The organism is Variovorax sp. GW823-FHT02B07, from assembly GCF_058797695.1.
The window spans coordinates 1,988,542-2,014,153 of sequence record NZ_JBXAJX010000001.1; the positions used below are offsets into that span (position 1 = coordinate 1,988,542).

The 25,612-nt window shown below is 69.8% G+C and carries 24 protein-coding genes; 17 read left to right on the forward strand and 7 right to left on the reverse strand.

Annotation, left to right across the window (positions count from 1 at the left end; translation table 11 throughout):
• Positions 1-97 precede the first annotated feature (97 nt).
• Together AC1RGU_RS09290 and AC1RGU_RS09295 are read left to right on the forward strand one after the other, a co-directional pair.
• Positions 98-448, forward strand: a complete 351-nt coding sequence (locus AC1RGU_RS09290; protein WP_095947692.1) for a hypothetical protein — start codon at positions 98-100, stop codon at positions 446-448.
• A 185-nt stretch (positions 449-633) separates the two neighbouring features.
• Positions 634-864 (forward strand): hypothetical protein, encoded by a 231-nt coding sequence (locus AC1RGU_RS09295; RefSeq protein WP_070060568.1) that lies wholly within the window; start codon positions 634-636, stop codon positions 862-864.
• 19 nt (positions 865-883) lie between these two features.
• Here the strand turns inward: AC1RGU_RS09295 and AC1RGU_RS09300 are convergent, their stop codons facing one another.
• From AC1RGU_RS09300 to AC1RGU_RS09320, 5 genes are all read right to left on the reverse strand, one after another.
• Positions 884-1,243: a response regulator gene (locus AC1RGU_RS09300; protein ID WP_095745227.1), complete on the reverse strand. Its 360-nt coding sequence runs from the start codon at positions 1,241-1,243 to the stop codon at positions 884-886.
• 85 nt (positions 1,244-1,328) lie between these two features.
• Entirely contained in the window at positions 1,329-2,546 is a 1,218-nt protein-coding gene (locus tag AC1RGU_RS09305) for a hybrid sensor histidine kinase/response regulator (protein WP_492696107.1), read from the reverse strand.
• Positions 2,536-3,150 carry a chemotaxis protein CheB gene (locus tag AC1RGU_RS09310; protein ID WP_489056855.1) on the reverse strand — a complete coding sequence of 205 codons (615 nt, stop codon included), beginning with the start codon at positions 3,148-3,150 and terminating at the stop codon, positions 2,536-2,538. Before AC1RGU_RS09310 ends, AC1RGU_RS09305 begins: the two co-directional genes overlap by 11 nt.
• A complete protein-coding gene (locus AC1RGU_RS09315; RefSeq protein ID WP_062480071.1) occupies positions 3,147-3,977 on the reverse strand; it encodes a CheR family methyltransferase in 831 nt (276 codons plus the stop codon). Before AC1RGU_RS09315 ends, AC1RGU_RS09310 begins: the two co-directional genes overlap by 4 nt.
• A 47-nt stretch (positions 3,978-4,024) precedes the next feature.
• Complete coding sequence (locus AC1RGU_RS09320) at positions 4,025-7,519, reverse strand: response regulator (protein WP_492696109.1); 3,495 nt, start codon at positions 7,517-7,519, stop codon at positions 4,025-4,027.
• Between the two features lie 141 nt (positions 7,520-7,660).
• On the opposite strand from AC1RGU_RS09320, the gene AC1RGU_RS09325 reads away from it, so the two are divergent.
• From AC1RGU_RS09325 to bioD, 7 genes are all read left to right on the forward strand, one after another.
• Positions 7,661-9,991 carry an ATP-dependent DNA helicase gene (locus AC1RGU_RS09325; protein WP_492696111.1) on the forward strand — a complete coding sequence of 777 codons (2,331 nt, stop codon included), beginning with the start codon at positions 7,661-7,663 and terminating at the stop codon, positions 9,989-9,991.
• On the forward strand, positions 9,969-10,586 hold the full coding sequence (locus tag AC1RGU_RS09330; RefSeq protein ID WP_492696113.1) for an alpha-ketoglutarate-dependent dioxygenase AlkB: 618 nt from the start codon (positions 9,969-9,971) through the stop codon (positions 10,584-10,586). The genes AC1RGU_RS09325 and AC1RGU_RS09330 overlap by 23 nt, the downstream gene beginning before the upstream one ends.
• On the forward strand, positions 10,583-11,173 hold the full coding sequence (locus AC1RGU_RS09335) for a DUF4304 domain-containing protein (protein WP_492696115.1): 591 nt from the start codon (positions 10,583-10,585) through the stop codon (positions 11,171-11,173). The genes AC1RGU_RS09330 and AC1RGU_RS09335 overlap by 4 nt, the downstream gene beginning before the upstream one ends.
• Before the next feature lie 114 nt (positions 11,174-11,287).
• Positions 11,288-11,596, forward strand: a complete 309-nt coding sequence (locus AC1RGU_RS09340; RefSeq protein ID WP_492696117.1) for a plasmid stabilization protein — start codon at positions 11,288-11,290, stop codon at positions 11,594-11,596.
• 298 nt (positions 11,597-11,894) lie between these two features.
• Positions 11,895-13,307, forward strand: coding sequence for an adenosylmethionine--8-amino-7-oxononanoate transaminase (locus AC1RGU_RS09345; protein ID WP_492696118.1), 1,413 nt, complete (start codon positions 11,895-11,897; stop codon positions 13,305-13,307).
• The gene (gene bioF, locus AC1RGU_RS09350; protein WP_492696120.1) at positions 13,291-14,523 is read left to right on the forward strand and encodes an 8-amino-7-oxononanoate synthase; all 1,233 of its coding nucleotides are present in this window, start codon (positions 13,291-13,293) and stop codon (positions 14,521-14,523) included. Before AC1RGU_RS09345 ends, bioF begins: the two co-directional genes overlap by 17 nt.
• Positions 14,520-15,278 (forward strand): dethiobiotin synthase, encoded by a 759-nt coding sequence (gene bioD, locus AC1RGU_RS09355; protein ID WP_492685622.1) that lies wholly within the window; start codon positions 14,520-14,522, stop codon positions 15,276-15,278. Before bioF ends, bioD begins: the two co-directional genes overlap by 4 nt.
• Here the strand turns inward: bioD and AC1RGU_RS09360 are convergent.
• Positions 15,261-16,313, reverse strand: a complete 1,053-nt coding sequence (locus tag AC1RGU_RS09360; RefSeq protein WP_492696122.1) for an aldo/keto reductase — start codon at positions 16,311-16,313, stop codon at positions 15,261-15,263. The two genes, bioD and AC1RGU_RS09360, sit on opposite strands and share 18 nt — an antisense overlap.
• 236 nt (positions 16,314-16,549) lie before the next feature.
• Here AC1RGU_RS09360 and AC1RGU_RS09365 point away from each other — a divergent pair, with 236 nt between their 5' ends.
• Both AC1RGU_RS09365 and AC1RGU_RS09370 read left to right on the forward strand, forming a co-directional pair.
• Positions 16,550-17,533: an AraC family transcriptional regulator gene (locus AC1RGU_RS09365; RefSeq protein ID WP_062482185.1), complete on the forward strand. Its 984-nt coding sequence runs from the start codon at positions 16,550-16,552 to the stop codon at positions 17,531-17,533.
• A 161-nt stretch (positions 17,534-17,694) separates the two neighbouring features.
• Entirely contained in the window at positions 17,695-18,927 is a 1,233-nt protein-coding gene (locus tag AC1RGU_RS09370) for a class I SAM-dependent methyltransferase (protein WP_492696123.1), read from the forward strand.
• 21 nt (positions 18,928-18,948) lie between these two features.
• Here AC1RGU_RS09370 and AC1RGU_RS09375 read toward each other — a convergent pair whose 3' ends face one another.
• Positions 18,949-19,155, reverse strand: a complete 207-nt coding sequence (locus AC1RGU_RS09375; RefSeq protein ID WP_492696125.1) for a dodecin — start codon at positions 19,153-19,155, stop codon at positions 18,949-18,951.
• Between the two features lie 176 nt (positions 19,156-19,331).
• Here AC1RGU_RS09375 and AC1RGU_RS09380 point away from each other — a divergent pair, with 176 nt between their 5' ends.
• From AC1RGU_RS09380 to AC1RGU_RS09405, 6 genes are all read left to right on the forward strand, one after another.
• Positions 19,332-19,532 (forward strand): hypothetical protein, encoded by a 201-nt coding sequence (locus AC1RGU_RS09380; protein ID WP_062482175.1) that lies wholly within the window; start codon positions 19,332-19,334, stop codon positions 19,530-19,532.
• A gap of 115 nt (positions 19,533-19,647) precedes the next feature.
• Complete coding sequence (locus AC1RGU_RS09385; protein WP_492696127.1) at positions 19,648-20,655, forward strand: LLM class flavin-dependent oxidoreductase; 1,008 nt, start codon at positions 19,648-19,650, stop codon at positions 20,653-20,655.
• A gap of 36 nt (positions 20,656-20,691) precedes the next feature.
• The gene (locus AC1RGU_RS09390) at positions 20,692-22,032 is read left to right on the forward strand and encodes an LLM class flavin-dependent oxidoreductase (protein ID WP_492696129.1); all 1,341 of its coding nucleotides are present in this window, start codon (positions 20,692-20,694) and stop codon (positions 22,030-22,032) included.
• Positions 22,032-23,252, forward strand: a complete 1,221-nt coding sequence (locus AC1RGU_RS09395) for a M20 aminoacylase family protein (RefSeq protein ID WP_492696131.1) — start codon at positions 22,032-22,034, stop codon at positions 23,250-23,252. The genes AC1RGU_RS09390 and AC1RGU_RS09395 overlap by 1 nt, the downstream gene beginning before the upstream one ends.
• The gene (locus tag AC1RGU_RS09400; protein ID WP_492696133.1) at positions 23,249-23,785 is read left to right on the forward strand and encodes a GNAT family N-acetyltransferase; all 537 of its coding nucleotides are present in this window, start codon (positions 23,249-23,251) and stop codon (positions 23,783-23,785) included. The genes AC1RGU_RS09395 and AC1RGU_RS09400 overlap by 4 nt, the downstream gene beginning before the upstream one ends.
• The gene (locus tag AC1RGU_RS09405) at positions 23,782-25,599 is read left to right on the forward strand and encodes an amino acid ABC transporter permease/ATP-binding protein (protein ID WP_492696134.1); all 1,818 of its coding nucleotides are present in this window, start codon (positions 23,782-23,784) and stop codon (positions 25,597-25,599) included. Before AC1RGU_RS09400 ends, AC1RGU_RS09405 begins: the two co-directional genes overlap by 4 nt.
• The last annotated feature ends 13 nt before the right edge of the window (positions 25,600-25,612 follow it).

A 25,612-nucleotide genomic window follows, 5' to 3' on the forward strand; every position in this document is an offset into this window, starting at 1 on the left:
TTTGGCAACCAGCTGGTGCGCTTCGTGGTGCACCACGCAGGGACATGTGGCGTTGCAGGACCACGCCGGCGCCGTTCGCGCCAGGCCTGGAGCCACCATGCATTCCCCAAGTGATTCTTCCGTTTTCAGATGGGCCGCCGTCGCCGCGATCGCGGCCGGCGCGCTGTTCGCCACGGGTGCCGCCAGCGCGCGCACGAGCTGGTCGGTGCAGATCGGCACGCCCGGCGCGGTCTATGCACCGCCGTACTACGTGCCGCCGCCCGTCTATGCGTACCCGGCCCCGATCTACTACGAACCGCCACCGCCGCGGGCCTACTACCGTCCGCCGCCGCCCGTGTACTACCGGCCGGCCCCGATCTACGTCCCGCCGCGCGGGCGCCTGTACTACGGTCCCGGCTATCCCTACCGTGCGCCGAACGATGACGACGACGATGACGACCGCGATTGACCGACCACCCGCAAGCTTGCAGGCATGCCAATTCTTGGCGTGAACTCTGACGAAAACGTCACATTCAGTCACATTTGTAAGATCAAAGAATTCATTTGATGCCTGCAGGAGGGTTCGGGCCCGGGGCATGACACTTGCCTTGGATCGTTCAACAGGCGCGCAGAGTGCCGAAGGAGCGACAAAAAATGCAGACCAGCGTTCGGCCTTTCACCGATGTCGAGGCCGCCATTGCGGCGGTGGAGGCCCTGGACGGCGAACTCCGTAAGTTCGAGCTGGCCGTGGGGGACAACCTCCAGGACAGCATCGGCCTGCAGATGGCGCAGATCACCGACCGTGCGCTCGCACGCGGCTGGGAACCCAGCGGCTTCATCCAGAAGGAAGGCTTTCGCCTCTACCGCTACCGCGCGATGCGCTGAAGGGCGATAGAGGGCCGGGTCAGCTGGGCGCGAGGATGCGCTCGAGCGCCCCGATGTCGATGGGCTTTTGCAGGTGGTGGTCGAACAGCACCTCGCCCGGCGCCGCATTCGCCGCGTCCCGTTCCGAAAAACCAGAAATCGCCACCAGCAGCCGCGGCGTGCCTTCGGCAGCCGTGGCACGCAGCCGCCGCGCCACCTCGGTGCCCGGGAAATCGGGCAGCGTAAGGTCGATCAGCGCCGCATCGAAGCGCTCGCCGGCCGCTGCATCCAGCGCCTGTTGCGCCGTGTAGGTGCAGCGGGCCGTGTGATCCTGCAGCGTCAGCAGCTCCCGCAGCAGGTCGGCCGCGGCCTCGTTGTCATCGACGATCAGCACATTCACAGTTGTTTTCTCTCGGCATCCATTGATTGCGATCCCGCAGTATCGACGCTGTGCCTACCGGAATCCGTAACAGAGGCCTTGTTTGTTACTTCCCGGCGTCGGCCGTGGCAGGCGGCGGCTGCAGCGGCAGCTCGACGAAAAAGCGCGCGCCGTGGCCCGGCGTGCTCTCCACGCCGATGCGGCCCGCATGCAGGCTCACGATCTTGTGCGTGATGTACAGGCCCAGGCCCAGGCCGGCCGCGTGTTTGCGGCTGACGTCGGTGCGCTCGAACTGCTCGAAGATGCGCTGGTGGTCCTCGGGCGAGATGCCGATGCCCTGGTCGCGCACGCTCACGACCGCATGGTCGCCGTCCTGGCGCACCGTCATCTCGACCGGCTTGCCGCCGCCGTAGCGCAGCGCGTTGGTCAGCAGGTTGGTCAGCACTTGTTCGATGCGGAACTCGTCCCACACGCCGCGCAGCGCGGGGGGCGCGTCCAGGCTGATGGTGCAGCCCGCGGCCTCGGCCTGGTGGCGCAGGTTGTCGACCACGGCGCGGGCCAGTTCGGCCAGGTCGACCGGCTTGGTCTGGATCGACAACGCGTCGCGCCGCAGCCGCGTCACGTCGAGCATGTCGTCGATGAGCCGCACCATGTTGCGGATCTGCCGCTGGTCGCGCTCGATCATGGTGGGCAGCTTCTCGGGCGAGAAGCTGTCGAGCTTGCCCTTGGACAGGTGCAGCTGCCGCAGCTGCGCCTCCAGGTAGAGCGTGTTCAGCGGCGTGCGCAGTTCGTGCGACACCATCGACATGAAGTCGTCGCGCATGCGCACCGCGCGCTCCAGCTCGCGCTGCGTGTGCTGCAGCTGCTGCACCAGTTCTTCCTGCTTGCGGTGCGCGGCGGCCAGCGATTCCATTTCGTGGCGCAGCGCCTTGCGGTGCTGGTGCAGGTCGACGAACACGCTCACCTTGCTGACCACCGCGTGCGGATCGAGCGGCTTGTGCAGGAAGTCGACCGCGCCGCTTTCGTAGCCTTGGAAGGCGTAGTTCATCTCGCGCCCGGCGGCGCTCACGAAGATGATCGGGATGTGCCGCGTGCGCTCGGTGCCGCGCATCAGCTCGGCCAGTTCGAAGCCGTTCATGCCGGGCATCTGCACATCGACGATGGCGAGCGCGAATTCGTGTTCCAGCAGCAGCGCCAGCGCGGCCTCGGCCGAACCGGCGCGGTACACCAGCCGCCCGGGCGCGCGAATCAGCGCCTCGAGCGCCAGCAGGTTCTCGGGCAGGTCGTCGACGATCAGCAGCTTGCTTTCGACCTCAATGGGCATGGGCGGGCTCCAGTAGCTGCAGCAGGATGCGCAGGTCGCGCAGCCGGAGCACGTGGTCGGGGGCGTGGCGCGCAATGGCGGCGAGGGGCATGGTGGGAACCAGGGCTTCTTTCGGGTCTTGCACGGCGGTGAGTCCGCCGGCGCGGTGGATGCGCAGCAGGCCTTCGGCGCCGTCTTCGTTGGCGCCGGTCATGAGAAAACCGGCCACCGAGGGCCCGTAGGCATCGGCGGCCGAGGCCATGAGCACGTCGATGGACGGGCGCGAGAACAGCACGGGCGGCTCGCAGCTCAATGAAAAGCGACGCCCGCGTTCGATCGACAGGTGGTAGCCCGGCGGCGCGAAGTACAGGCAGCCGTCCACCAGCGGCATCTTGTCGAGCGCCTCGTGCACGGGAATCGGCAGGCGCTGCCCGAAGATCTCGGCCAGGTGGCTCTCATGCGATTCGGGCAGGTGCAGCACCACCGCCATCGGAATGCGCCAGTTGGCCGGCAGGCCGTCGAGCACCGCGCTGAGCGCGTCGATGCCGCCGGCCGAGGCGCCGAGCACCACGGCCTCGACGCGGCGAACCGGAAACGGACGGTGCTGCGTGCCGGCGCGCTTCATGCGACCTTGCGGTAGATGCGCTCGGCGCGCGCATGGGCGTCGAAGCGGTCGGCGTAGCCCGAGAAGTCGATGCTTTCCTTCGAGCCCAGGCCGAGAAAACCGCGGTGCGACAGCGACTCGTGGAACAGCCCGAGCGCGCGGTCCTGCAGCTGGCGGTTGAAGTAGATCAGCACGTTGCGGCACGACACCAGCTGCGTCTCGGCGAACACGCTGTCGGTGGCCAGGCTGTGGTCGGCAAAGATCACGTCGGCGCACAGCGAGGGGTCGAAGCGCGCGGCCTCGTAGGCGGCGGTGTAGTAGTCGGAGAACGCGCTCAGGCCGCCCGCGCGCTGGTAGTTGGCCGTGTAGCCGCGGATCGCCTCGAGCGGAAAGATGCCCTGGCGCGCCTTCTCGAGCGAGGCCGGGTTGATGTCGGTGGCGTAGATCTGCGTGCGCTCGAGCAGGCCTTCCTCGCGCAGCAGGATGGCCAGCGAGAACACCTCTTCGCCCGTGCTGCAGCCCGCCACCCACACCTTGACCGACGGGTAGGTGTGCAGGATCGGCACCACATGCCGGCGCAGCGCCAGGAAGTAGGCCGGGTCGCGGAACATCTCGCTCACGGGAATGGTCAGGAACTGCAGCAGCTGGCCGAACAGCGCCGCGTCGCGCAGCACGCGGTCCTGCAGCGCCGAGATGCTCGGCAGCTCGAGCTGCTCCAGCGCATACAGCACGCGGCGCTTCTGCGAGGCCGTGGTGTAGTTGCGGAAGTCGTAGCTGTACTTGAGGTAGATGGCCTCCATCAGCAGGCGCAGCTCGATCTCGGTGTCGCTCAGCGGCTGGGGCTGCATGGGGGCGGTGGCCGGGTCCTGCAGCGCGGCGGGGAGGGGCTTGCGGGTCACAGGCGCTCCATCTTCGGCATCCACACGCGCAACAGCGAGAACAGGCGCTCCAGGTCGACCGGTTTGGCCAGGTAGTCGCTGGCGCCCGCGGCCAGGCACTGGTCGCGGTCGTCCTTCATGGCCTTGGCGGTGATGGCGATCACCGGCATCTTCGCAAAGCGCGGGTCGGCGCGCAGGTGGCGCGTGGCTTCCAGGCCGTCCATCTCCGGCATCATCACGTCCATCAGCACGAGGTCGATCTCGCTGACCTGGTCCAGGCGCTCCAGCGCCTCGCGGCCGTTGCGCCCGATCTCGACCGTGGCGCCGCGCTGCTCCAGCGCGCTGGTGAGCGCGAAGATGTTGCGCACGTCGTCGTCCACCAGCAGGATGGTGCGGCCCTCGAAGATGCGGTCGCGTCCGCGCGCCGTCTTCAGCATGCCCTGGCGTTCGCTGGACAGCGAGGCCTCCACCTTGTGCAGGAACAGCGTCACCTCGTCGAGCAGCCGCTCGGGCGAGCGCGCGCCCTTGATGATGATCGAGCGCGAGTAGCGCTGCAGCTCGGTCTCCTCGTCGCGCGTGAGGTTGCGTCCGGTGTAGACGATGACCGGCGGGAACGACACGATCTCTTCCGCCGCCATGGCCTTGAGCAGCTCGCTGCCCTGCATGTCGGGCAGCCGCAGGTCGGTGATCATGCAGTCGAACACGCGTGTGCGCAGCAGCGCCAGCGCCTCTTCGCCGGAGCCGACCGCGACGATCTCGATGTCGTCGTCGCCGATCAGCCTGATCACGCTCTCGCGCTGCAACGCGTCGTCTTCCACCAGCAGCACGACCTTGACCTTCTGCGTGAGCTTTTCTTCCAGCCGGCCGAACACCTTGGTCAGCTCCTCGCGCGTGGCCGGCTTCAGCGCGAAGCCGATGGCGCCCATGTGCAGCGCCGCGGCCTGCGCGTTGTCGGCGGCCGAGACCACGTGGATCGGGATGTGGCGCGTGTGCGGCGAGTCCTTGAGCTTTTGCAGCACGTCCAGGCCGGTGCTGTCGGGCAGGCGCATGTCCAGCAGGATCGCGTCGGGCACGAACTGCGTGGCCAGCTCGAAGCCGTCGGCCGCGCCGTGCGCCACCAGGCAGCGGTAGCCCAGCTCGTGCGCCAGGTCGTACAGGATGTGGGCGAACTGCGGCTCGTCCTCGATGACCAGCACGCGCCGCACCTGGTCGCGCGGAATCGATCGGTCGTCCGCGAAACGCGGGGCCGGCACCACGGGCGCCGGGGCAGGGGGCGCGAGCGGCGGCGGCGACAGCACGGCGGGCGCATGCGAAGACGTCGACACCGAACGCAGCGTGCCGACAGGCGTGGCCGGCGCGGGCGAGGTCTGCGGCGCGCGCGGCGGCAGCTGCAGCGTGAAGGTGCTGCCCTGGCCGGCCTCGCTCTTCACCGTCAGCGAGCCGCCCAGCAGCTGCGTGAGGTCGCGCGAGATCGACAGGCCCAGCCCCGTGCCGCCGTAGCGCCGGCTGGTGGTGCCGTCGGCCTGGCGGAAGGCCTCGAAGATCAGCTCGTGCTGCTGCGGGTCGATGCCGATGCCCGAGTCGTGCACCGCAAAGGCTGCGCCGCCGTCGGCCGTGGCCGACACCGTGAGCGCCACTTCGCCGCGCTCGGTGAACTTGATCGCGTTCGACAGCAGGTTCTTCAGGATCTGCTCCACGCGCTGGCGGTCGGTGACCAGCAGGGCCGGCGCGTCAGGCCGCAGCTCCAGTCGGAACTCCAGGTTCTTGTCGGTCGCGAGCGGGCGGAAGGTGCTTTCCAGGCTCTGGGCCAGCTTGTCGAGCGGCACCTCTTCCGGCACCAGTTCGAGCTTGCCGGCCTCGACCTTGGCGATGTCCAGGATGTCGTTGATCAGCACCAGCAGGTCGTTGCCCGAGGCGTAGATCGATTCCGCGAACTTCACCTGCTCCAGCGACAGGTTGCCCTGCGGGTTGTCGCCCAGCAGCTTGGCCAGGATGAGCGCGCTGTTCAACGGCGTGCGCAGCTCGTGCGACATGTTCGCCAGGAACTCCGACTTGTAGCGGCTGGCGCGCTGCAGTTCGTCGGCGCGGTCTTCCAGGTCGCGCTGCACGCGGCGCAGGGCGGTGTTGCGCTGGTCGAGCGCTTCGGTGCGCTCCGACAGCTGGCTGTTGGTCTGCTCCAGCTCGGCCTGCTGGTTCTCCAGCATGGCCTGCGAGGCGCGCAGGGCGCGCGACTGTTCTTCGAGTTCTTCGTTGGCGGTGCGCAGTTCTTCCTGCTGCACCTGCAGTTCCTCGTTGAGCTGCTGCGTTTCGGCCAGCACGTCCTGCAATTGCTCGCGGTAGCGCGCCGCCGCCAGCGAGGTGCCGATGTCGTCGGCCACGAGGTCGAACAGCTGCTCGCTGCGCGCGTCGGGCGTGCCCGGCAGGCCGAGTTCGAGCACGCCGTTGACGGCGCCATCGGCCGCCACCGGCAGCAGCAGCACGGCCTTGGGCGCCATCTCGCCGAGGCCGGAATTCACCTTCAGGTAGTGGGCCTGCACCGGGTCGATCAGCATGCGGCGCTGCTCGGCCGCCGCCTGGCCGATCAGGCTTTCGGTGGGGGAGAACACCTGCGGCGAGGCTTCGGCCTCGCTGGAGAAACCATAGCTCGCGGCGCGGCGCAGCGGGCCGTGGCGTTCACGCACATAGAGCGCGCCGACCGAGCTGCCGAGGTGGCGCGAGAAGAACGCGAGGATCTTGCGGCCCATGTCCGGCGCGCTGAGTTCGCCGACCAGCTCGCCCACCAGCTCGGTCTGCGCATTGCGCAGCCAGGCCTCCTGCGACAGGCGCTCGGCGTGCGCCGCCTGTTCGCCCAGCACCACGTCGTAGCTGTCGGACAGCCGCATCAGCTGCCGGCGACCGAAGAACGCCACCAGGCCCGAGTACACCAGCGTGAACAGAAGGAACAGCCCGACCACCCACCAGCTCGTGCGGTTGGCTTCGGTGTTGCGCTGGAAGCGCAGCGTCTGCTCGGTGTCCATGAAGGCCGTGAACTCGGCGCGCAGGTCGTCGGTCAGGCGCTTGCCGCGGCCCAGCCGGACGGTGGCCTGCGGATCGATGCCGTTGCGCCGCGCCTCGATCATTTCCCGCGCGAAGGTCAGCCACGACTCCTGCAGGCCGACGATGCGGTCGACGCGCTCCACCTGCTGGCGGTTGTCCGACACCTGGCGGCGCAGCGCGTCGGTGTCGGCCTTCAGGCGCGGCAGGGCGGACTGGTAGGGCTCGAGAAAACTCTCCTCGCCGGTGATCAGGAAGCCGCGCATGCCCGTTTCCATGTCGATGGAGCGGCGTTGCAGTTCGCTGGCGGCGCGCGTGACCTGGTCGGTGTGCTCGACCCAGCTCAGGCTCGTCAGCAGATACAGGATCAGCGCGACGAACGCCACGGCGCCGATCAGTCCGCCCAGCAGCGGCAGCTTGAGGTTGCGGCTGAGCAGGCGGTCGAATTCGACGGGGTCGATCGCGGAGGGAGTTTTCATGAATGCATTTGTAAGCAAAACTTGTCAAGTCTTGCCGAAAAAGCTCATTTGACCTGTCGGAGAAGGCCTCGATACCGATTTGTGTGACGTATTGCCGCATTCGGTGCTCGCTATACTGTGATTTCATCCAGTATCGGCAGCATGCCTTCCGACCTCCATTCCGCTCCGTCAGCCGCCGTTTCGGCGGCGCACGTCGTGTCCGTCAAGGCCTTGTGCGCCTTCGGCGCCAAGGCGGGCGATCTCGACCTGCGCTTCGTGCCCGCGCCCAGCGCGCTCGAAGGCATGGCCGGCCACGCGCTGGTGCAGGCCCGGCGCGGCGGCGACTACCAGAGCGAGGTGCCGCTGGCCACCACCTGCGGCACGCTGCGCGTGCGCGGCCGGGCCGACGGCTACGACCCGGCGCAGGCACGGGTGGAAGAAATCAAGACCTTCCGCGGCGACTTCGACGCCATCCGCGCCAACCACCGCGCGCTGCACTGGGCCCAGGTGCGCTGCTACGGCTGGATGCTGTGCGAGCAGGAAGGGCACGAGCAGCTGACCGTCGCGCTGGTCTACCTCGACCTGGCCAGCGGCGACGAAACCGTGCTCGAAGAGCAGCACACGCGTGACACCCTGCGCACGCACTTCGAGACCCTGTGCGCCTGCTACAGCGACTGGGCGCAACGCGAGGCCGAGCATCGCGGCGCGCTCGACGACGCGCTGGCGCGGCTCGAATTTCCCCACGCCGACTTCCGCACCGGCCAGCGCGAACTGGCCGAGGCGGTCTACCGCGCCGCCGTGGGCGGGCGCTGCCTGCTGGCACAGGCGCCCACGGGCATCGGCAAGACGCTGGCCACGCTCTTTCCGCTGCTCAAGGCGCGCGCGGCGCACAAGCTCGACAAGGTGTTCTTCCTCACCGCCAAGACCTCCGGGCGGCCCGTGGCGCTCGACGCCTTGCGCGTGCTGGGGCAGGGCGGTGCCCACCGGCCGCGCGTGCTCGAACTCGCGGCCCGCGAGAAGGTCTGCGAGTACCCCGACCGCGCCTGCCATGGCGAGGCCTGTCCGCTGGCGCGCGGCTTCTACGACCGCCTGCCGGCCGCGCGCGCCGAGGCCGCGCAGGTGGGCTGGCTCGACCGCGAGGCGCTGCGGCGGGTCGCGCTCGCGCACAAGGTGTGCCCCTATTTCCTGGCGCAGGAAATGACGCACTGGAGCGACGTCGTCGTGGGCGACTACAACTACTACTTCGACAGCAGCGCGTTTCTGTTCGCCAGCATGAAGGACGCCAACTGGCGCGTCGCCGTGCTGGTCGACGAGGCCCACAACCTGCTGGAGCGCGCACGCGGCATGTACACCGCGAAGCTCGAAGGCGCGGCGCTGGAGGAGGCGCACCGCGCCGCGCCCGCCGCCGTGCGCGGCCCGCTGGCGCGGCTGTTCCGCGAATGGGACACGCTGCAGCAGGCGCAGACCGCCGGCCACGACACCGCCGACGAGATCCCCGAGCGCTTTTTGCGCACGCTGCAGGCCGCCAACACCGCGATGGCCGAGCACTTCGCCGCCACGCCCGACGCGGCGCAGGGGCCGCTGCAGCGCTTCTTCTTCGACGCGCTGCACTTCGCGCGGCTGGCCGAGGTCTTCGACGACCACTCGGTGTTCGAGCGCGCGCTGGGCGCCACGCAGGAACAGCGCGGCCTGGCCATCCGCAACCTCGTGCCCGGGCCGTTTCTCGAAGGCCGCTTCGCGGACGCGGTGTCGGTCACCTGCTTCTCGGGCACGCTCGCGCCGTTCGCGTTCTACCGCGACGCGCTCGGCCTGCCCGAAGACACGGCGCTGCTCGACGTCGAATCGCCGTTTCGCGGCCAGCAGCTGCGCGTCGAGGTGGCGACCGGCGTCTCCACGCGCTTTCGCGACCGCGCCGGCTCGCTGCGCCATGTGACGGACATCATCGGCGCGCAGTTCGAACGCCTGCCCGGCAACTACCTGGCTTTCTTCAGCAGCTTCGACTACCTGGACAAGGCCTGCGCCGCGTTCTCGCTGCGCCACCCCGGCGTGCCCGTGTGGACGCAGACGCGCGGCATGCGTGAAACCGACCGCCACGATTTCGTCGCGCGCTTCGAAGAAGGCGGGCAGGGCATCGGCTTCGCCGTGCTCGGTGGCGCCTTCGGCGAAGGCATCGACCTGCCGGGCAGCCGGCTCATCGGCGCCTTCGTCGCCAGCCTGGGGCTACCCCAGTACAACGAACTCAACGAGATCACGCGCGAGCGCATGCAGTCGCGTTTCGGCAAGGGCTACGAGTACACCTACCTCTACCCGGGCCTGCAGAAGGTGGTGCAGGCCGCCGGCCGCGTGATCCGCACCGAGGCCGACACGGGCGTGCTGCACCTGCTCGACGACCGCTTCGCGCGCGCCGAGATCCGCGAGCTGCTGCCGCGCTGGTGGCATGTGCAACTGGCCGGGGAGGCCGGGGAAGACGATGCGCGCCACCCGACGCCTTGAGCACGCCGGCCAGCCCGACCTGTTCGGCGAGGCGCCCGTGGTGGCCATCGAGGGCCTGCGCTACGAAGCCGCGTTCCTGTCGCGCGAGGAGGAGGCCGGCCTGCTGCGCATCGTGCAGGGCCTGCCGCTCAAGGAGATGCGCTACAAGGAATACACCGCCCGCCGGCGCGGCACCAGCTTCGGCGGCAGCTACGACTTCGACACCAACCGCCTCAAGCCCGGCGCGCCGCTGCCCGAGGCGTTGCACCCGCTGCGCGCGAAGGCGGCCGCCTGGGCCGGCCTGGCGCCCGAAGACCTCACCCACGTGCTGATCGCCGAGTACCGCCCCGGCACGCCGCTGGGCTGGCACCGCGACGTGCCCGACTTCGAGGACATCGTGGGCGTCTCGCTGTGCGGCGACGCGGTGATGCAGTTCCGGCCGTACGTGCCCGGTGCACCCGCGTCGGGGCCGGCCGCGCTCGATGTTCTCGTCGAGCCGCGCTCCGTGTACCTGCTGCGCGGGCCGGCGCGCTGGGCATGGCAACATGCCATCGCCCCGACCGAGGGCCTGCGTTATTCGATCACCTTGCGTACCCGGAGACCCCGCGCGCCATGAACCGCACCGCCTTCCTCAAGCTGCTCACGCGCCACCTCTTCCCCGTGCTCAAGGCCGAAGGCTTCCAGGGTTCGGGCCAGACGCTGCGGCGCATCGACGGGCCGGTGATCCACGTGTTCAACGTGCAGGGCGCCAGCGGCGGCAAGGCCTGCTACCTGAACCTCGGCGCGCACCTGGACTTCTTGCCGCCCGAGGGCGGAACGCCGGTGGCGCCCGAGGCGCTCGAAGAATCGCACTGCGTGTTCCGCGACCGCCTGGACCCACCGCCCGGCGCCGCGTTCGGATGGGCCTATGGCGAGACGAAAGAAGAGGCCGAGGAAAACGTCGAATTCATCGTGAGCGAGTGGGAAGGGCCGGGGCGTACTTTCTTCGCTCGGCATGGCAGCTATCCGCAGAGCTTCGAACAGATGCTGCGCGAGACCGACCCGCACCAGATCCATGCGCGCACCGCCTTGCACTTCGCACGGATCGCGGTGCACCTGGGCGACCGCGCACGGGCACAGGCGCTGGTCGAGGCGGGGCTCGCGCGGGCGCCGGAACGCGCCACGACCCTGAAGGCCGACCTCGCGAACGTGCTGTCGGCCTGAGCGCGCACGACAGACTGCGCTGACGCGCAGCGCCTGCCTCTTCCGACTCACGGCACCGCACGGGCGGCCAGCATGAAGGCTTCTTTCATCCCATTTGATTGAAGGAGCGCAGACATGCCAAGAGGCGACAAGTCGTCGTACACGGACAAGCAAAAACGCAAGGCCGAGCACATCGAGGCAGGCTACGAGCACCGCGGCGTGGCCAAGGGCGAGGCTGAGCGCCGCGCCTGGGCCACGGTGAATGCCGAGAGCGGCGGCAAGAAGAGCGGCTCGGGCCGCGGCAAGTCCGAGAACCATGGACCCTCGCGCAAGGGCGGGCGCCTGGGTGGCGCCGCCGCGGCGAACCGCACCGCCGCCGAGCGCTCGGCGTCCGCGAAGAAAGGCGCCGCCACGCGCAAGCGCAACGCCGAGAAGCGCGGCTGAGGTCGGTTGCGAATACCAGCCATATCGGCTGTCCGAAAAGAGGAATCCACCCGCCGCGCACCCTGAAAAGCGGACATTCCTTCGCCATCTGTGACGGCAGCCGGACAACTTGCATCGGCCCTGCGCCGGCGCGGCCCCGCACGAAGTCGCCAGCTTGCGCGACGTTGCCCTGAACGCACGCGCTACACCGGCCAACCTCGGTCATTCCGCCTTCTTTTTGCACGCGTTCCGGGCGTTTGCCGGGGCGCGTTCGCGTCGATACGATCCGCCGCCTTGCCCTCCAGAAAGGAACGCGCGGGTGCCTCCCTCGAACGTTTTCTCCCCCACGACCGCGCCAGCCGCCGCAGGTGCCAACGCCGACTGGCAGCAGCGCAGCCGCCGCCATGTCTGGCACCCCTGCACCCAGAGCATCCGCCTCGACGTGGCGCCGCCGCTGCCCATCGCGCGCGGCGAGGGCGTCTGGCTGACCGACCACGAAGGCCGGCGCTACCTCGACGCCACCAGCTCGTGGTGGGTCAACCTGTTCGGCCACGCGCACCCGGCGATCAACGCCGCGCTGAAGGCGCAGCTGGACACGCTGCCGCACGTGATGCTCGCCGGCTGCACGCACGCGCCGGCGGTCGAGCTGGCCGAGCGGCTGGCGGCGCTCACGGGCCATGCGCTGGGTCATTGCTTCTATGCCTCCGACGGTGCTTCGGCCGTGGAGATCGCGCTCAAGATGAGCTTCCATGCCTGGCGCAACGCGGGCCGCGCCGGCAAGCGCCGCTTCGTCGCGCTGCGCGGCGGCTACCACGGCGAGACGCTGGGCGCGCTGCACGTCACCGACGTGCCCGTGTTCCGCGACGCCTACGCGCCGCTGCTCGCCAGCGCGCACCTCGTGGCCTCGCCCGATGCGCGCGCCGCCCGGCCCGGTGAAGACGCCGCCGCCGTGGCGAACCGCGCGGCCGACGAGCTGGAGGCGCTCCTGGCCGCGCAGCACGACAGCATCGCCGCCGTCATCGTCGAGCCGCTGGTGCAGTGCGCCACCGGCATGGCGATGCACGACGCGGCCTACCTGCGCCGCGTGCGCGCGCTGTGCGACTGCTTCGGCGTGCACCTGATCGCCGACGAGATCGCGGTCGGCTGCGGGCGCACCGGCACCTTCTTCGCCTGCGAGCAGGCCGGCATCTGGCCCGACTTCCTGTGCCTGTCGAAGGGCATCAGCGGCGGCTACCTGCCGCTGGCGCTGGTGATGACGCGCGAGGCCATCTACCAGGGCTTCGTCGACGACGACGCCGCGCGCAGCTTTTTGCACTCGCATTCCTACACCGGCAACGCGCTGGCCTGCCGCGCGGCGCTCGCCACGCTCGATCTGTTCGAGCAGGAGGACGCGCTGAACCGCAACAAGGACCGCGCCGCACGCCTGCTGGCACGGCTGCGCGAGGGGCTCGCCGGCCAGGCGATCGACCACCTGCGCCAGCGCGGAATGATCACGGCCTTCGACGTGCGCGAGCCCGGTGCGCGCTTTGCCGAGCGCTTCCACCTCGCGGCGCGCGAGCACGGCCTGCTGATGCGGCCCATCGGCGCCACCGTGTACCTGATGCCGCCGTACGCCATCGCCGACGGCGAGATCGATCAACTGGTGGACGGCACGCTCGCCACGCTCCAGGCCGTCACCCACGCATCCGGCGCCACCGCCGACGAAGGAGCCCGCGATGCTGCGCTTGCTTGAACGCCTGCAGGACGAAATCACCGCGCTCGACGCGCGCTCGCTGCGCCGCCGCCGGCAGATCGCCGAGACCGCCTGCGCGCCCGAGCAGATCCTCACGCTGGCCGGCGCCACCGCGCCGCGCACCATGCTCGGCTTCAGCAGCAACGACTACCTGGGCCTGGCCGCGCACCCCGCGCTGGCCGAGGCGCTGGCCGAAGGCGCGGCGCGCTACGGCACGGGCAGCGGCGGCTCGCACCTCATCCTGGGCCACTCGCGCGCCCATGCGCAGCTCGAGGAGCGGCTGGGCGAATGGATGGCGCCGCACATTCCCGACGCACGCAGCCTGTTCTTCTGCACCGGCTACATGGCCAACCTCGCGGTGCTGTCGGCGCTGGGCGACGGCGAGGCGGTGATCTTCTCGGAGACGCTGAACCACGCCTCGCTGATCGACGGCGCGCGGCTGGCCCGTGCCCGCGTGGAACGCTACCCGCACTGCGACCTGCAGGCGCTCGACGCGCAACTGGCGGCCTGCGACGCGCCGGTCAAGATCATCGTGAGCGACGCCGTCTTCAGCATGGACGGCCACATCGCCCCGGTCGCGGGCCTGCTGGCGCTGGCTGAGCAGCACGACGCCTGGCTGGTGATCGACGACGCGCACGGCTTCGGCGTGCTCGGCGCCACTGGGCGCGGCGCGTTGCAGGCGCTGGCGCTGCGCTCCGAGCGGCTGGTGCTGATCGGCACGCTGGGCAAGGCGGCCGGCGTGTCGGGCGCCTTCGTGGCGGCGCACCGCACGGTGATCGACTTTCTGGTGCAGCGCGCGCGCCCCTACATCTTCACCACGGCCGCGCCGCCGGCGGTGGCGCATGCGCTGCTCACCAGCCTGGCGCTCATCGAGGGCGAGGAGGGCATGCGCCGCCGCGCCCAGCTGCGCGCCCGCATCACCCAGCTGCGCACCGGCCTCAGGCAGGTGCTGCCGGCCGACGGCAGCGCCTGGCTGGCCGATTCGCCGACCGCGATCCAGCCGCTCATCGTGGGCGACAACGCGCGCGCCATGCAGACCATGGAACGGCTCGACGCGCACGGTCTGCGCGTGGGCGCGATCCGTCCGCCGACGGTGCCTGCCGGCACCGCGCGGCTGCGCATCGCGCTGTCGGCCAGCCACACCGAGGCCGACGTGGCGCGGCTGATCGGCGCGCTGGGCGAGGCCCTGGCCGAACCGTGGCCGGAGGCCGCATGACGACGGCGGCAGCAGCGACACAGCGCCGCTGGTTCGTCACCGGCACCGACACCGGCGTGGGCAAGACGCTGGTGAGCAGCGCCATGCTCGCGCTGCTGGCCGCCTCGGGCCTGCGCGCGGTCGGCATGAAGCCGGTGGCCGCGGGGCTCGATGCCATCGACGGCGAATGGCGCAACGAAGACGTCGAGCGCCTGCAGGCGGCCGGCAACGTGGCCGCGCCGCTGGCCTGGCGCTGCCCCTACGTGCTGAAGGCGCCGATGTCGCCGCACCTGGCGGCGCGGGAAGAGGGCGTGCAGGTCGCGCTGCCCGTGCTGCTCGATGCCTTCGAGCGGCTGTCGGCGCAGGCCGATGCGGTGGTGGTGGAAGGCGTGGGCGGCTTCTGCGTGCCGCTGGGCGACGACCTGGACACCGCCGACCTCGCGGTGGCGCTGGGCCTGCCCGTGATCCTCGTGGTCGGGCTGCGGCTGGGCTGCCTCAACCATGCGCTGCTCACCGCAGAGGCGATCCGCGCGCGCGGGCTGGTGCTCGCGGGCTGGGTCGCGAGCGTGGTCGAGCCGCAGATGCTCTCGCCCGAAGGCAACCTGCAGACGCTGCGCGCCCGGCTCGGTGCACCGCTGCTGGGCGTGGTGCCGCACCTGGCCGAGCCCTCGGCGGCGCGTGCCGCCGAACACCTCGATCTGCGCGCGCTGCGGGCGAGCGCGGCGCATGCCGCGCGTCGCACCGAGGCCCCGCTCGTGTCAGCCGCGACGGCCTGAATCGGCCAGCCGCTGGGCGCGCACGCCGCCCTGGCGCGCGAGCATCCAGCCCGGGTACTCGGGCGCCAGCGCGCTGGCCTTGTCGATCGCCGCGAGTTCGTCGGCCGTGAGCTTCACCTCGGTGGCGGCGATGTTGTCGTCCAGCTGGTCGATGCGCTTGGCGCCGACGATCACGCTGGTCACCACCGGCTGGTGCAGCAGCCAGGCCAGCGCGATCTGCGCCACCGACACGCCGCGCGGCTCGGCGAACTGGCGCATGAGGTCGATGCAGTCGTAGGCGCGCTCCACGTTCACCGGCGGAAAGTCGAAGCTCGCGCGGCGGCTGCCTTGCGCGGTGGCGGTGTGGCGGTCGACCTTGCCGCTGAGCAGGCCGCCGGCCAGCGGGCTCCAGACCATCAGGCCGAGCTGTTCGCTGCGCAGCATGGGCACCAGCTCGCGTTCCAGGTCGCGCCCGGCCACGGTGTAGTAGGCCTGCAGCGACTCGAAGCGCGCCAGCCGGTCGCGCTCGGCGATGCCCAGCGCCTTGGCGATCTGCCACGCGGCCCAGTTCGACACGCCGACGTAGCGCACGTGGCCCTGGCGCACGAGGTCGTCGAGCGCGCGCACCGTTTCCTCGATGGGCGTGATCGGGTCGATGCCGTGGATCTGGTACAGGTCGATGTGGTCCAGCTGCAGCCGCTTCAGGCTGGCCTTCACGCCGTCCATGATGTGGTAGCGCGAGGCGCCGGCCGAGTTCACGCCCTTGCTGCCGGTTTCGCCGAGCACCTTGGTGGCGACCACCACGCGGTCGCGCGGCACCTTCAGGTTCTTTAGCGCCTGGCCGGTGATGGTCTCGGACAGGCCCTCGGAGTACACGTCGGCCGTGTCGATGAAGTTGATGCCGGCGTCGAGCGAGCGGCCGATGAGGCCTTCGGCCTCACCCTGCTGCAGCTGGCCGATGTGGTCCCAGATGCCCGGCGCGCCGCCGAAGGTCATCGTGCCGAGGCAGAGTTCGGAAACCAGGAGGCCGGTGCGGCCGAATTGGCGGTATTGCATCGAAAGTTGTCCTTTGTGGGTGGAGGGGCCGTCCGGCGTGACGGGTGGCCGGCGGGTGCGAAAAAGTATCCCGCTGGCGCGCCCCGGCGGGCGAGCGCGTTTCTGCAAAGTCTTTGCCTATTTCTCCAGACCTCGTGCGCAGGCCGTGCGAAGGAGAGGATGCGACGCTAAGCTGCGGGCAGCCCAATCCTCCATGGCCGCCACCGCGGCCGCTCCCCTTTGTCAGAGGCCTACCCATGTCTGATGAAACCCCCGACACCGCCACCGTCCTCGCCATGCCGATGCCGCTGGAACCCGAACTCGATGCGGCCCGCGAAGAGCTGGTGCAGCTCATCCGCCACATCACGCGCGGCCAGGACGGCACGGTCGAATGCGCCGTGCCCGGCCTGCAGGTGCACTGCATCAGCAAGCCCGACGGCCCCAAGCACGGCTTCGCGACGCCGGCGCTGGGCCTCATCGCGCAGGGCTCCAAGCGGATCATCGTGGGCGACGACATCTACGTGTACGACCCCATGAACTACCTCGTCACCTCGGTCGACCTGCCGGTGTGCGGCCAGGTGTGCGTGACCAGCGAGAACGAGCCCTACCTGGGCGTGCGGCTGGAGCTGGCGCTCGACGAGATCGGCGACCTCATCGGCGACGAGAAGCTGCCGGCCAAGGCCAACGCGCCGGCCTCGCGCGGCATGTACGTCAACCGCATCGCCATGCCGGTGCTGGAGCCCGTGCTGCGCCTGCTGCGGCTGCTCGACACGCCCGAGGACATTCCGATCATGGCGCCGCTCATCAAGCGCGAGATCATGTACCGCCTGCTGGTGAACGGCGAAGGCGCGCGGCTGCGCCAGATCGCGCTGCACGACAGCCACACGCAGCGCATCGCGAAAGCCATCAGCGCGCTGCGCACCAACTACGCGCAGTCGCTGCGCGTGGAAGACATGGCGCGCGCGGTGCACATGAGCGTGTCGTCGTTCCACCACCACTTCAAGGCCGTGACGGCGATGAGCCCGCTGCAGTACCAGAAGCAACTGCGCCTGCAGGAGGCGCGCCGCCAGATGCTGATCGCCGGCACCGACGTGGCCAGCGCCGCGCACAACGTGGGCTACGAAAGCCCCTCGCAGTTCGCGCGCGAGTACGGCCGCATGTTCGGCGCGCCGCCGCTGCGCGACAAGCGCCGCTGGCTCGGCGAGGCCGGCAACGACGCGACCTCGATGGAAGCCGCGTAGGCCGCCCGGGCCCCGCGCGAGGGGTCTTTCAACATAGCACCTGCCGCGATTTCTTGCGTCGTCGTGGAAATGCAGGTTTCGCCAAATCTCGCTATCGTTTTGTTCGCTGCAGCACCCGTCCGCCCGTGGAGGCGGGACTACTCAACAACTCGGAGAGATGCATGCTTTGGGACAAGAAGCTGGCGCAGTGGAGCGCCGCGGTCCGCGCACGGGCCAACCTGCCCGCGCGGCTCACCTTGTGGGACGGCCAGTCCTACGACTTCGGTGACTTCAGCGGGCCGGCGGTCACGCTGCACGTGAAATCGCCCGCGGCGCTGTCGCTGATGCTGCAGCCCACGCTCGACAACCTGGGCGAGGCCTACGTCAAGAGCAAGATCGACATCGAAGGCAAGCTCAGCGACGTGATCGACATCGCCTACGGCCTGGCGAAGACCTCGCTCGACAAGCCCGGCGGCGCGCTGCAAAGCATGGCCCGCTACTTCGCGCACACCAAGTCGTCGGACAAGAAATCGATCGAGTACCACTACGACGTGTCCAACGCGTTCTACCAACTCTGGCTCGATGCGAACATGGTCTATTCGTGCGCCTACTTCGAGAACGGCGACGAAGACCTGGCCACCGCGCAGCTGAAGAAAATAGACCACATCCTCACCAAGATCGAACTCAAGCCGGGGCAGACGCTGCTCGACATCGGCTGCGGCTGGGGCGCGCTGGTGATCCGCGCGGCGCAGAAGTTCGGTGCGCGCTGCGTGGGCGTCACGCTGTCGCAGAACCAGTTCGACCTGGCGACCGAGCGCGTGAAGGCCGCCGGCCTGCAAGACCGCATCGAGATCCGCCTGCAGGACTACCGCGACGTGACCGGCCAGTTCGACCGCATCACCAGCGTCGGCATGTTCGAGCACGTGGGCCGCAAGAACCTGCCCGAGTACTTCAAGCGCGTGCAGCAGCTGCTGGCCGACGACGGCATCGTCATGAACCACGGCATCACCTCGTCCGACCCCGAGGGCGGCGGCGTGTCGTATGGCGGCGGCGACTTCATCGACCGCTACGTGTTCCCCAACGGCGAGCTGCCGCACATCAGCCTGGCGCTGCAGGCCATGCAGCAGGGCGGGCTCGAGGCCTTCGACGTGGAGAACCTGCGCCGCCACTACGCGCAGACGCTGCGCCACTGGAGCGATGCCTACGAGGCCCATGCCGACGAGGCGCGCGCGCTGGTCGACGAAGAGAAGTTCCGCATCTGGCGCATCTACCTGGCGGGCTGCGCCTATGCCTTCGAGAACGACGACGTGGCGATCTACCAGATCGTCGGGCGCAAGGCGGGCAGGGCGGCAAGCACGCTGCCGTGGTCGCGCCGCTATATCTACGACGGCACGTCGGCGTTGCGCAGCGCCTGAGCGGCCGGGGCCGCGCTTCGGCTACTCGAGCGTGAAGCCGATCTTCACCGTCACCTGCCAGTGCGCGACCTTGCCGTCGACCACGTGGCCGCGCGTCTCGGTGACGGCGAACCACTGGATGTTGCGCACCGTCTCGTGCGCCTTCGCGATGGCGGTCTGCACCGCGTCCTCGATGCTGGTCTTGGACGAGCCCGTCAGCTCGAGCGACTTGTAGACATGGTTCGACATGGCGGCTGCTCCTTGGGTGGTTGCGTGCCCATCGTAGCCATCGCATGGGGCGCGAGGCAACACCTTTGGGCGCGCGGATGCGATGCAAACCGCATCAGGACATTCGCAATCCGTCGTTGGCAACGGCGGATGCGCTTCGCAGAATCGGCGGCATCGAACCAGGGAAACCGCCCGCCATGCCACTGCACACCGTCGCCTCTTCGTCCCCGGCCGCACAGGCCCGCCACGTCCTTGCGCTGACCGCCATTGCCTGGTGCATCGCGCCGGCGTCGCCGCATGAAGTGGCACGCCGTGCGCCGCATGGCCATGTGCCGCTGCGCGTGCGCAGGAGGCTGCACGCCACGGCCGTGGCGGCGCTCCTGCCCTATGCATGGTGAGTCGCGCGACCCCGCAGATTCCAGATATCGATAGAGGAATTCAGCGCAAACGGCCCGTGCGATGGCTCGCAGAATTTGAAGCACACCCGCTTCCACTGCGCCATCGCCGAACACCGTGTCCTACTCGCTCTCCCTGCTCGACAAGAGCCTGATCCCCGAAGGTGCCGACGCCGCGCAGGCGTTCCAGCACACCATCGCGCTGGCCCGGCGCGCCGAACGGCTGGGCTACCGCCGCTACTGGCTGGCCGAGCACCACGGCAACCGCACCTACGCCGGTTCGGCGCCCGAGGTGCTGGCCTCGCACCTGCTCGCGAAGACCTCGCGCATCCGCATCGGCACCGGCGGCGTCATGCTGCAGCACTACAGCCCGTTCAAGGTCGCGGAGACCTTCAAGGTGCTGGCCTCGCTGGCGCCGGGCCGTGTCGACCTGGGCATCGGCAAGGCGCCGGGCGGCTTGCCGCTGACCAGCAAGGCGCTGCAATCGCTGCACGACCCGGCGAAGGCGAAGGCCCTTGATTTCGAAACCCGCCTGCGCGAGCTCGATGCGTTCCTGCACGACGGCGTGCCCGCCGACCACGCGCTGGCCGGCGCCGTGGCCACGCCGTTCCCGCCGGTGGCGCCGCAGCGCGTGCTGCTCGGCGGCAGCCCCGAGAGTGCGCTGCTCGCGGCGCGGCTGGGCTGGCAGTTCGTCTATGCGGGCCACTTCAACGGCGACCCCGTGAACATCGAGCAATCGATCGACGCCTACCGCGGCGCGACCGGCCGCGCGCCGCTGCTCGCGCTGTTCGCCTTCGCCGCCGAGACGCACGACGAGGCCGCCGAGCGCGTGGGCGCGCTGCGCAGCTTCCGCGTGACCTTGCCCACGGGCCAGAGCGTGAACCTGCCCAGCCTCGAAGCCGCCGCCGAGTTCGCGCGGCAGGCCGGCGCCAGCGACTACCGCACCGAGGAGCGGCGCCCGCATGTCATCGCCGGCACCGGCGACGAGGTGCGCGACGCACTCGAAGCCCTCAGCGCGCGCCACGGCATCGAGGAGTTCGTGATCGACATCCCGGTGGCGGACTTCGGCGCGCGCGCCACGGCGGTCGAGCTGCTGGCGCAGGCCCGCGAACCCGCGCTGGCCTGAGTCTTTTTCTTTTTTCCCACCACAAAAACGATCGTCATGAGCAACATCCAGTTCGGCGTCATGCTGCAAGGGGCCGGCAGCCACATGAATGCGTGGAAGCACCCGGGCGGCCCGGCCGATGCCAGCGTCAACCTCGACTTCTTCATCCGCAACGCGCAGAAGGCCGAGGCCGCGGGCATCGCCTTCGCCTTCGTGGCCGACGGGCTCTACATCAACGAGAAGTCGATCCCGCACTTCCTCAACCGCTTCGAGCCGATCTCGATCCTGTCGGCGCTGGCCGCCGTCACCACGAAGATCGGCCTGGCGGGCACCATCTCCAGCTCGTACAGCGACCCGTTCACGGTGGCACGGCAGTTCGCGTCGCTGGACCTCATCAGCGGCGGGCGCGCGGGCTGGAACGTGGTGACCACGCCGCTGGAAGGCAGCGCCAAGAACTACAGCCGCGCCCACCCCGAGCACGCGCTGCGCTACGAAATCGCCGACGAGTACCTGGCCGTGACGCAGGGCCTGTGGGACAGCTGGGACGACGACGCCTTCGTGCGCGACCGCGAGAGCGGCCGCTTCTTCGACCGCGACAAGCTGCACACGCTGGACCACAAGGGCCGCTTCTTCCAGGTGGCGGGGCCGCTGAACATCCAGCGCTCGCCGCAGGGGCAGCCGGTGATCTTCCAGGCCGGCTCGTCGGACGCGGGCATCGGCCTCGCAGGCAAGTACGCCGACGCGGTGTTCACGCATTCGCCCTCGCTCGAAGACACGCGTGCGTTCCTCAAGCAGGTGAAGGCCAGCGCGGTGGCGCAGGGGCGGCAGGCCGGCGACGTGAAGATCTTCCCGGGCATCGGCCCGGTGGTGGCGGCCACGGAAGCCGAGGCCGAGGCCAAGTACCTCGCCATCCGCGCGCTGCTCACGGTCGAGGAGGCCTTGGCCTACCTGGGCCGCTTCTTCGACCACCACGACTTCAACCAGTACCCGCTCGATGCGCCGTTCCCCGAGTTGGGCGAGATCGGCCGCAACAGCTTCCGCTCGACCACCGACCGCATCAAGGCCAATGCGAAAGCCAAGGGCCAGACGCTGCGCGAGGTGGCACTCGAAGTCGCCACGCCGCGCACGCAGTTCGTGGGCACCGGCGAGCGCATCGCCGACGAGATCATCCGCTGGGTGGACGAGGGCGCGGCCGACGGCTTCATCCTCGGTTTCCCGGTGCTGGGGCAAGGCCTGGACGACTTCATCGAGTTCGTGGTTCCCGCGCTGGAGGCACGCGGCCGCTACCAGCGCACGCTGCCGGGCAAGACCCTGCGCGACCACCTGGGCCTGCCGCGCAAGGCGAGCCGCCATGCCGCACCGCAGGGCGGCGCCACCGCCGAGCGCAAGGCCGCCTGATGGGCGCCGCGCTGCCACGACCGGCCCTGAAGGACATCCACCGCGTCGAATCCACCATTGCCGGCTACGGCGACGAATTCATTGCGCTGCGGCGCGACATTCACCGCCACCCCGAGCTGTCGTTCAAGGAGCACCGCACCTCGGCCCTGGTGGCCGAGCGGCTCGCGGCCTGGGGCTACGAGGTCACGACCGGCCTGGCCGGCACCGGCGTGGTGGGCACGCTGCGGCGCGGACCGGAGCGCAGCCTCGGCATCCGCGCCGACATGGACGCGCTGCCGATCCACGAAGCCACGGGCCTGCCGTACGCCAGCGAGAACGCGGGCGTGATGCATGCCTGCGGCCACGACGGCCACACGGCGATCCTGCTCGCGGCGGCGCGTTTCCTGGCCGAGGCGGGCGCCTTTCGCGGCACCTTGCACCTGATCTTCCAGCCCGCCGAAGAACTCGGCGCGGGCGCCAAGAAGATGATCGACGAAGGCCTGTTCACGCGCTTCCCGTGCGACGCCGTCTTCGGCCTGCACAACTGGCCCGGCGTGGGGGCAGGGCACGTGGGCTGCGTCACCGGGCCCGCGATGGCCGCCATCGACCAGGCGCACATCACGGTGCGCGGCAAGGGCGGCCACGGCGCGCAGCCGCACGAAACGGTCGACCCCGTGGTCGCGAGCGCGCACCTGATCGCAGCATTGCAGACCGTGGTGTCGCGCAATGTCGATCCGCTGGACATGGGCGTGGTCACGGTGGGCTCCATCCACGGCGGCGAGGCCTCCAACGTGATTCCGAACACGGTCGAGCTCAAGCTCACGGCGCGTTCGTTCAAGCCCGAGGTGCGCGCGCTGCTGGCACAGCGCATTCCCGCGCTGGCACGGGCGCAGGCCGAGAGCTTCGGTGCGCAGGCCGAGGTCGACTACCGGCCGGGCTTTCCGCCGGTGGTGAATCACGCGGAAGAAACCGCCTTCGCGCGCGCCGTGGCGCTGGACACCTTCGGCGCGCAGCGCGTCGACCCGGCCTTCCGCCCGCGCACCGCCAGCGAAGACTTCGCCTACATGCTGCAGGCGCGTCCCGGCAGCTACGTGTTCTTCGGCAACGGCGAAAGCGCCTCGCTGCACAGCCCGCGCTACGACTTCAACGACGCGATCCTCGCGCCCGCGGCCGTGTATTGGGCCCGGCTGGCCGAGCGCTTTCTTTCCGCCGACGGCGACACCCAGGAAACCACCCCATGAGCGAACAGTTTCTCTACACCACGCCGCTGGACCCGCTGGCCCGGCCGTTGATCGAGGGGCTCACCTTCGAGTACGACAGCCGCTACGGCGACGTGCTGCGCGAACCCGGTGCGCCGCGTGAGATCGACCGCTACGCGCCCGAGGTGTTCGCGCCGCCGCACGGCAACTTCGTGCTGCTGCTGCGCGACGGCGTGGCGATCGGCGGCGGGGCCTTCATGCGCCACGACGAGCGCACGGCCGAACTCAAGCGCGTGTGGACGCACGGCGCGTTGCGCCGCCAGGGCCTGGCCAGCCGCGTGCTGGCCGAGCTGGAGGCGCAGGTGCTGCGCCAGGGCTATGAGCGCATCTACCTCACGACGGGCTTTCGCCAGCCCGAGGCCGTGGGCCTGTACCGCAGCCATGGCTACACGGCGCTGTTCGCGGACGACGCCGACCCCGAGACGCCGCGCAAGCTGCCGTTCGAGAAGCACTTGGCGCAGTGGGCCGCGCAAGGCCGCGTGGGTGCGGCACTGAGCGGGGCGGTGTCGCGATGAACACGACCACCTTGCTCGACGCCGGCCCGGAGCCTCGTACCCCCACGGCACCCCTTCGCCGCAGCGATGCGGCATCGCCCGCCAAGGGCGACTACTCGCACTTTCGCATCGTCCCCGCGACCTACCCGGCGCGCACCGTCGGCACCGTCTTCGCGGTGGCGGTGATCGGCCTCGTGCTGCATTCGGTGCTCACCAACCCGCGCTGGGGCTGGCCGGTGTTCGCGCAGTGGTTCTTCTCGGAGCCGGTGCTGGCCGGGCTGGGCCGCACGCTGCTGCTCACTGCGCTGGGCGCGGTGCTGGGCTTCTTCTTCGGCACGGGGCTGGCACTGGCGCGGGTGTCGCGCTCGCCGCTGCTGGCGCGGCTGGCCTGGGTGTTCACCTGGCTCTTCCGCTCGGTGCCGGTGATCGTGCTGCTCTTGATCATCAACAACCTGGGCTACCTGTACGAGACCGTGTCGCTGGGCGTGCCGTTCACCGACCTGACCTTCTTCTCGTACCCGACCACGCAGCTCATCAGCCCCTTCGTGGCGGCGCTGCTGGGCCTCACGCTGAACCAGGCGGCCTTCGCCTCGGAGATCGTGCGCGGGGGCATCCTGTCGGTGGACCAGGGGCAGCTGGAAGCAGCGGCTGCGCTGGGCCTTTCGCGCCGGCGCCAAGCCTCGCGCATCGTGCTGCCGCAGGCCATGCGCAGCATCCTGCCTACGGCTTTCAACGACATCATCGGGCTGGCCAAGGGCACCTCGAACCTCTACATCCTGGCGCTGCCCGAGCTGTTCTACACGATCCAGATCATCTACCGGCGCAACCTGGAAGTGATTCCGCTGCTCATGGTGGCGACCGTGTGGTACCTCGTGATCCTCACGGTGCTGTCGGTGGCACAGCACTACATCGAGCGGCATTTCTCGCGCGGGGCGCTGCGCCATGCGCCGCGCTCGTGGCTGGGCGGCGTGGTGCACGGGCTGTGGGCGCGGGGCAGGGCGCCGGCCGTGGTGCCCATGTCGGCACCGGCACCGGCCCCCGCACAGGTGCCGCGCTGGAACGGTTCGCGCGCCCCGGGGGGCGAGGTGACGATCCACGGCGTGTCCAAGCGCTTCGGCGCGCTGCAGGTGCTCGACGACGTGACCTTCACCGCGCCTCGCGGCAGCGTCACCGTGATCCTCGGCCCCTCGGGCTCGGGCAAGTCGACGCTGCTGCGCACCATCAACCACCTGGAGCGCGTGGACGACGGCTTCATTGCCATCGACGGCGAGCTCATCGGCTACCGGCGCGATGCCGACACGCTGTACGAGCTGCACGAGAAGGACATCCTCGCGCGCCGCGTCGACGTGGGCATGGTGTTCCAGAACTTCAACCTGTTCCCGCACCTCACGGTGCTGGAGAACATCGTCGAGGCGCCGCAGTCGGTGCGCGGCCTGCCGCGCGCCGAGGCCGAGGCGCTGGCCACCGACCTGCTGGCCCGTGTCGGCCTGGCCGACCGCAAGGACGCCTACCCGCGCCAGCTCTCGGGCGGCCAGCAGCAGCGCGTGGCGATTGCGCGGGCGCTGGCACTCAAGCCCAAGGTGCTGCTGTTCGACGAGCCCACCTCGGCGCTCGACCCCGAGCTGGTGGGCGAGGTGCTCGCGGTGATCGAGGAGCTCGCGAGCTCCGGCACCACGCTGGTCATCGTGACGCACGAGATCGGCTTCGCCCGCGAGGTGGCCGACACCGTGGTCTTCATGGAGCAGGGCCGCATCCTCGAAACCGGCACGCCCGAGCAGGTGTTCAACGCGCCGAGGCACCCGCGCACGGCCGAATTCCTGGCCAAGGTGCTCTGAGCTTCTTTCCCTT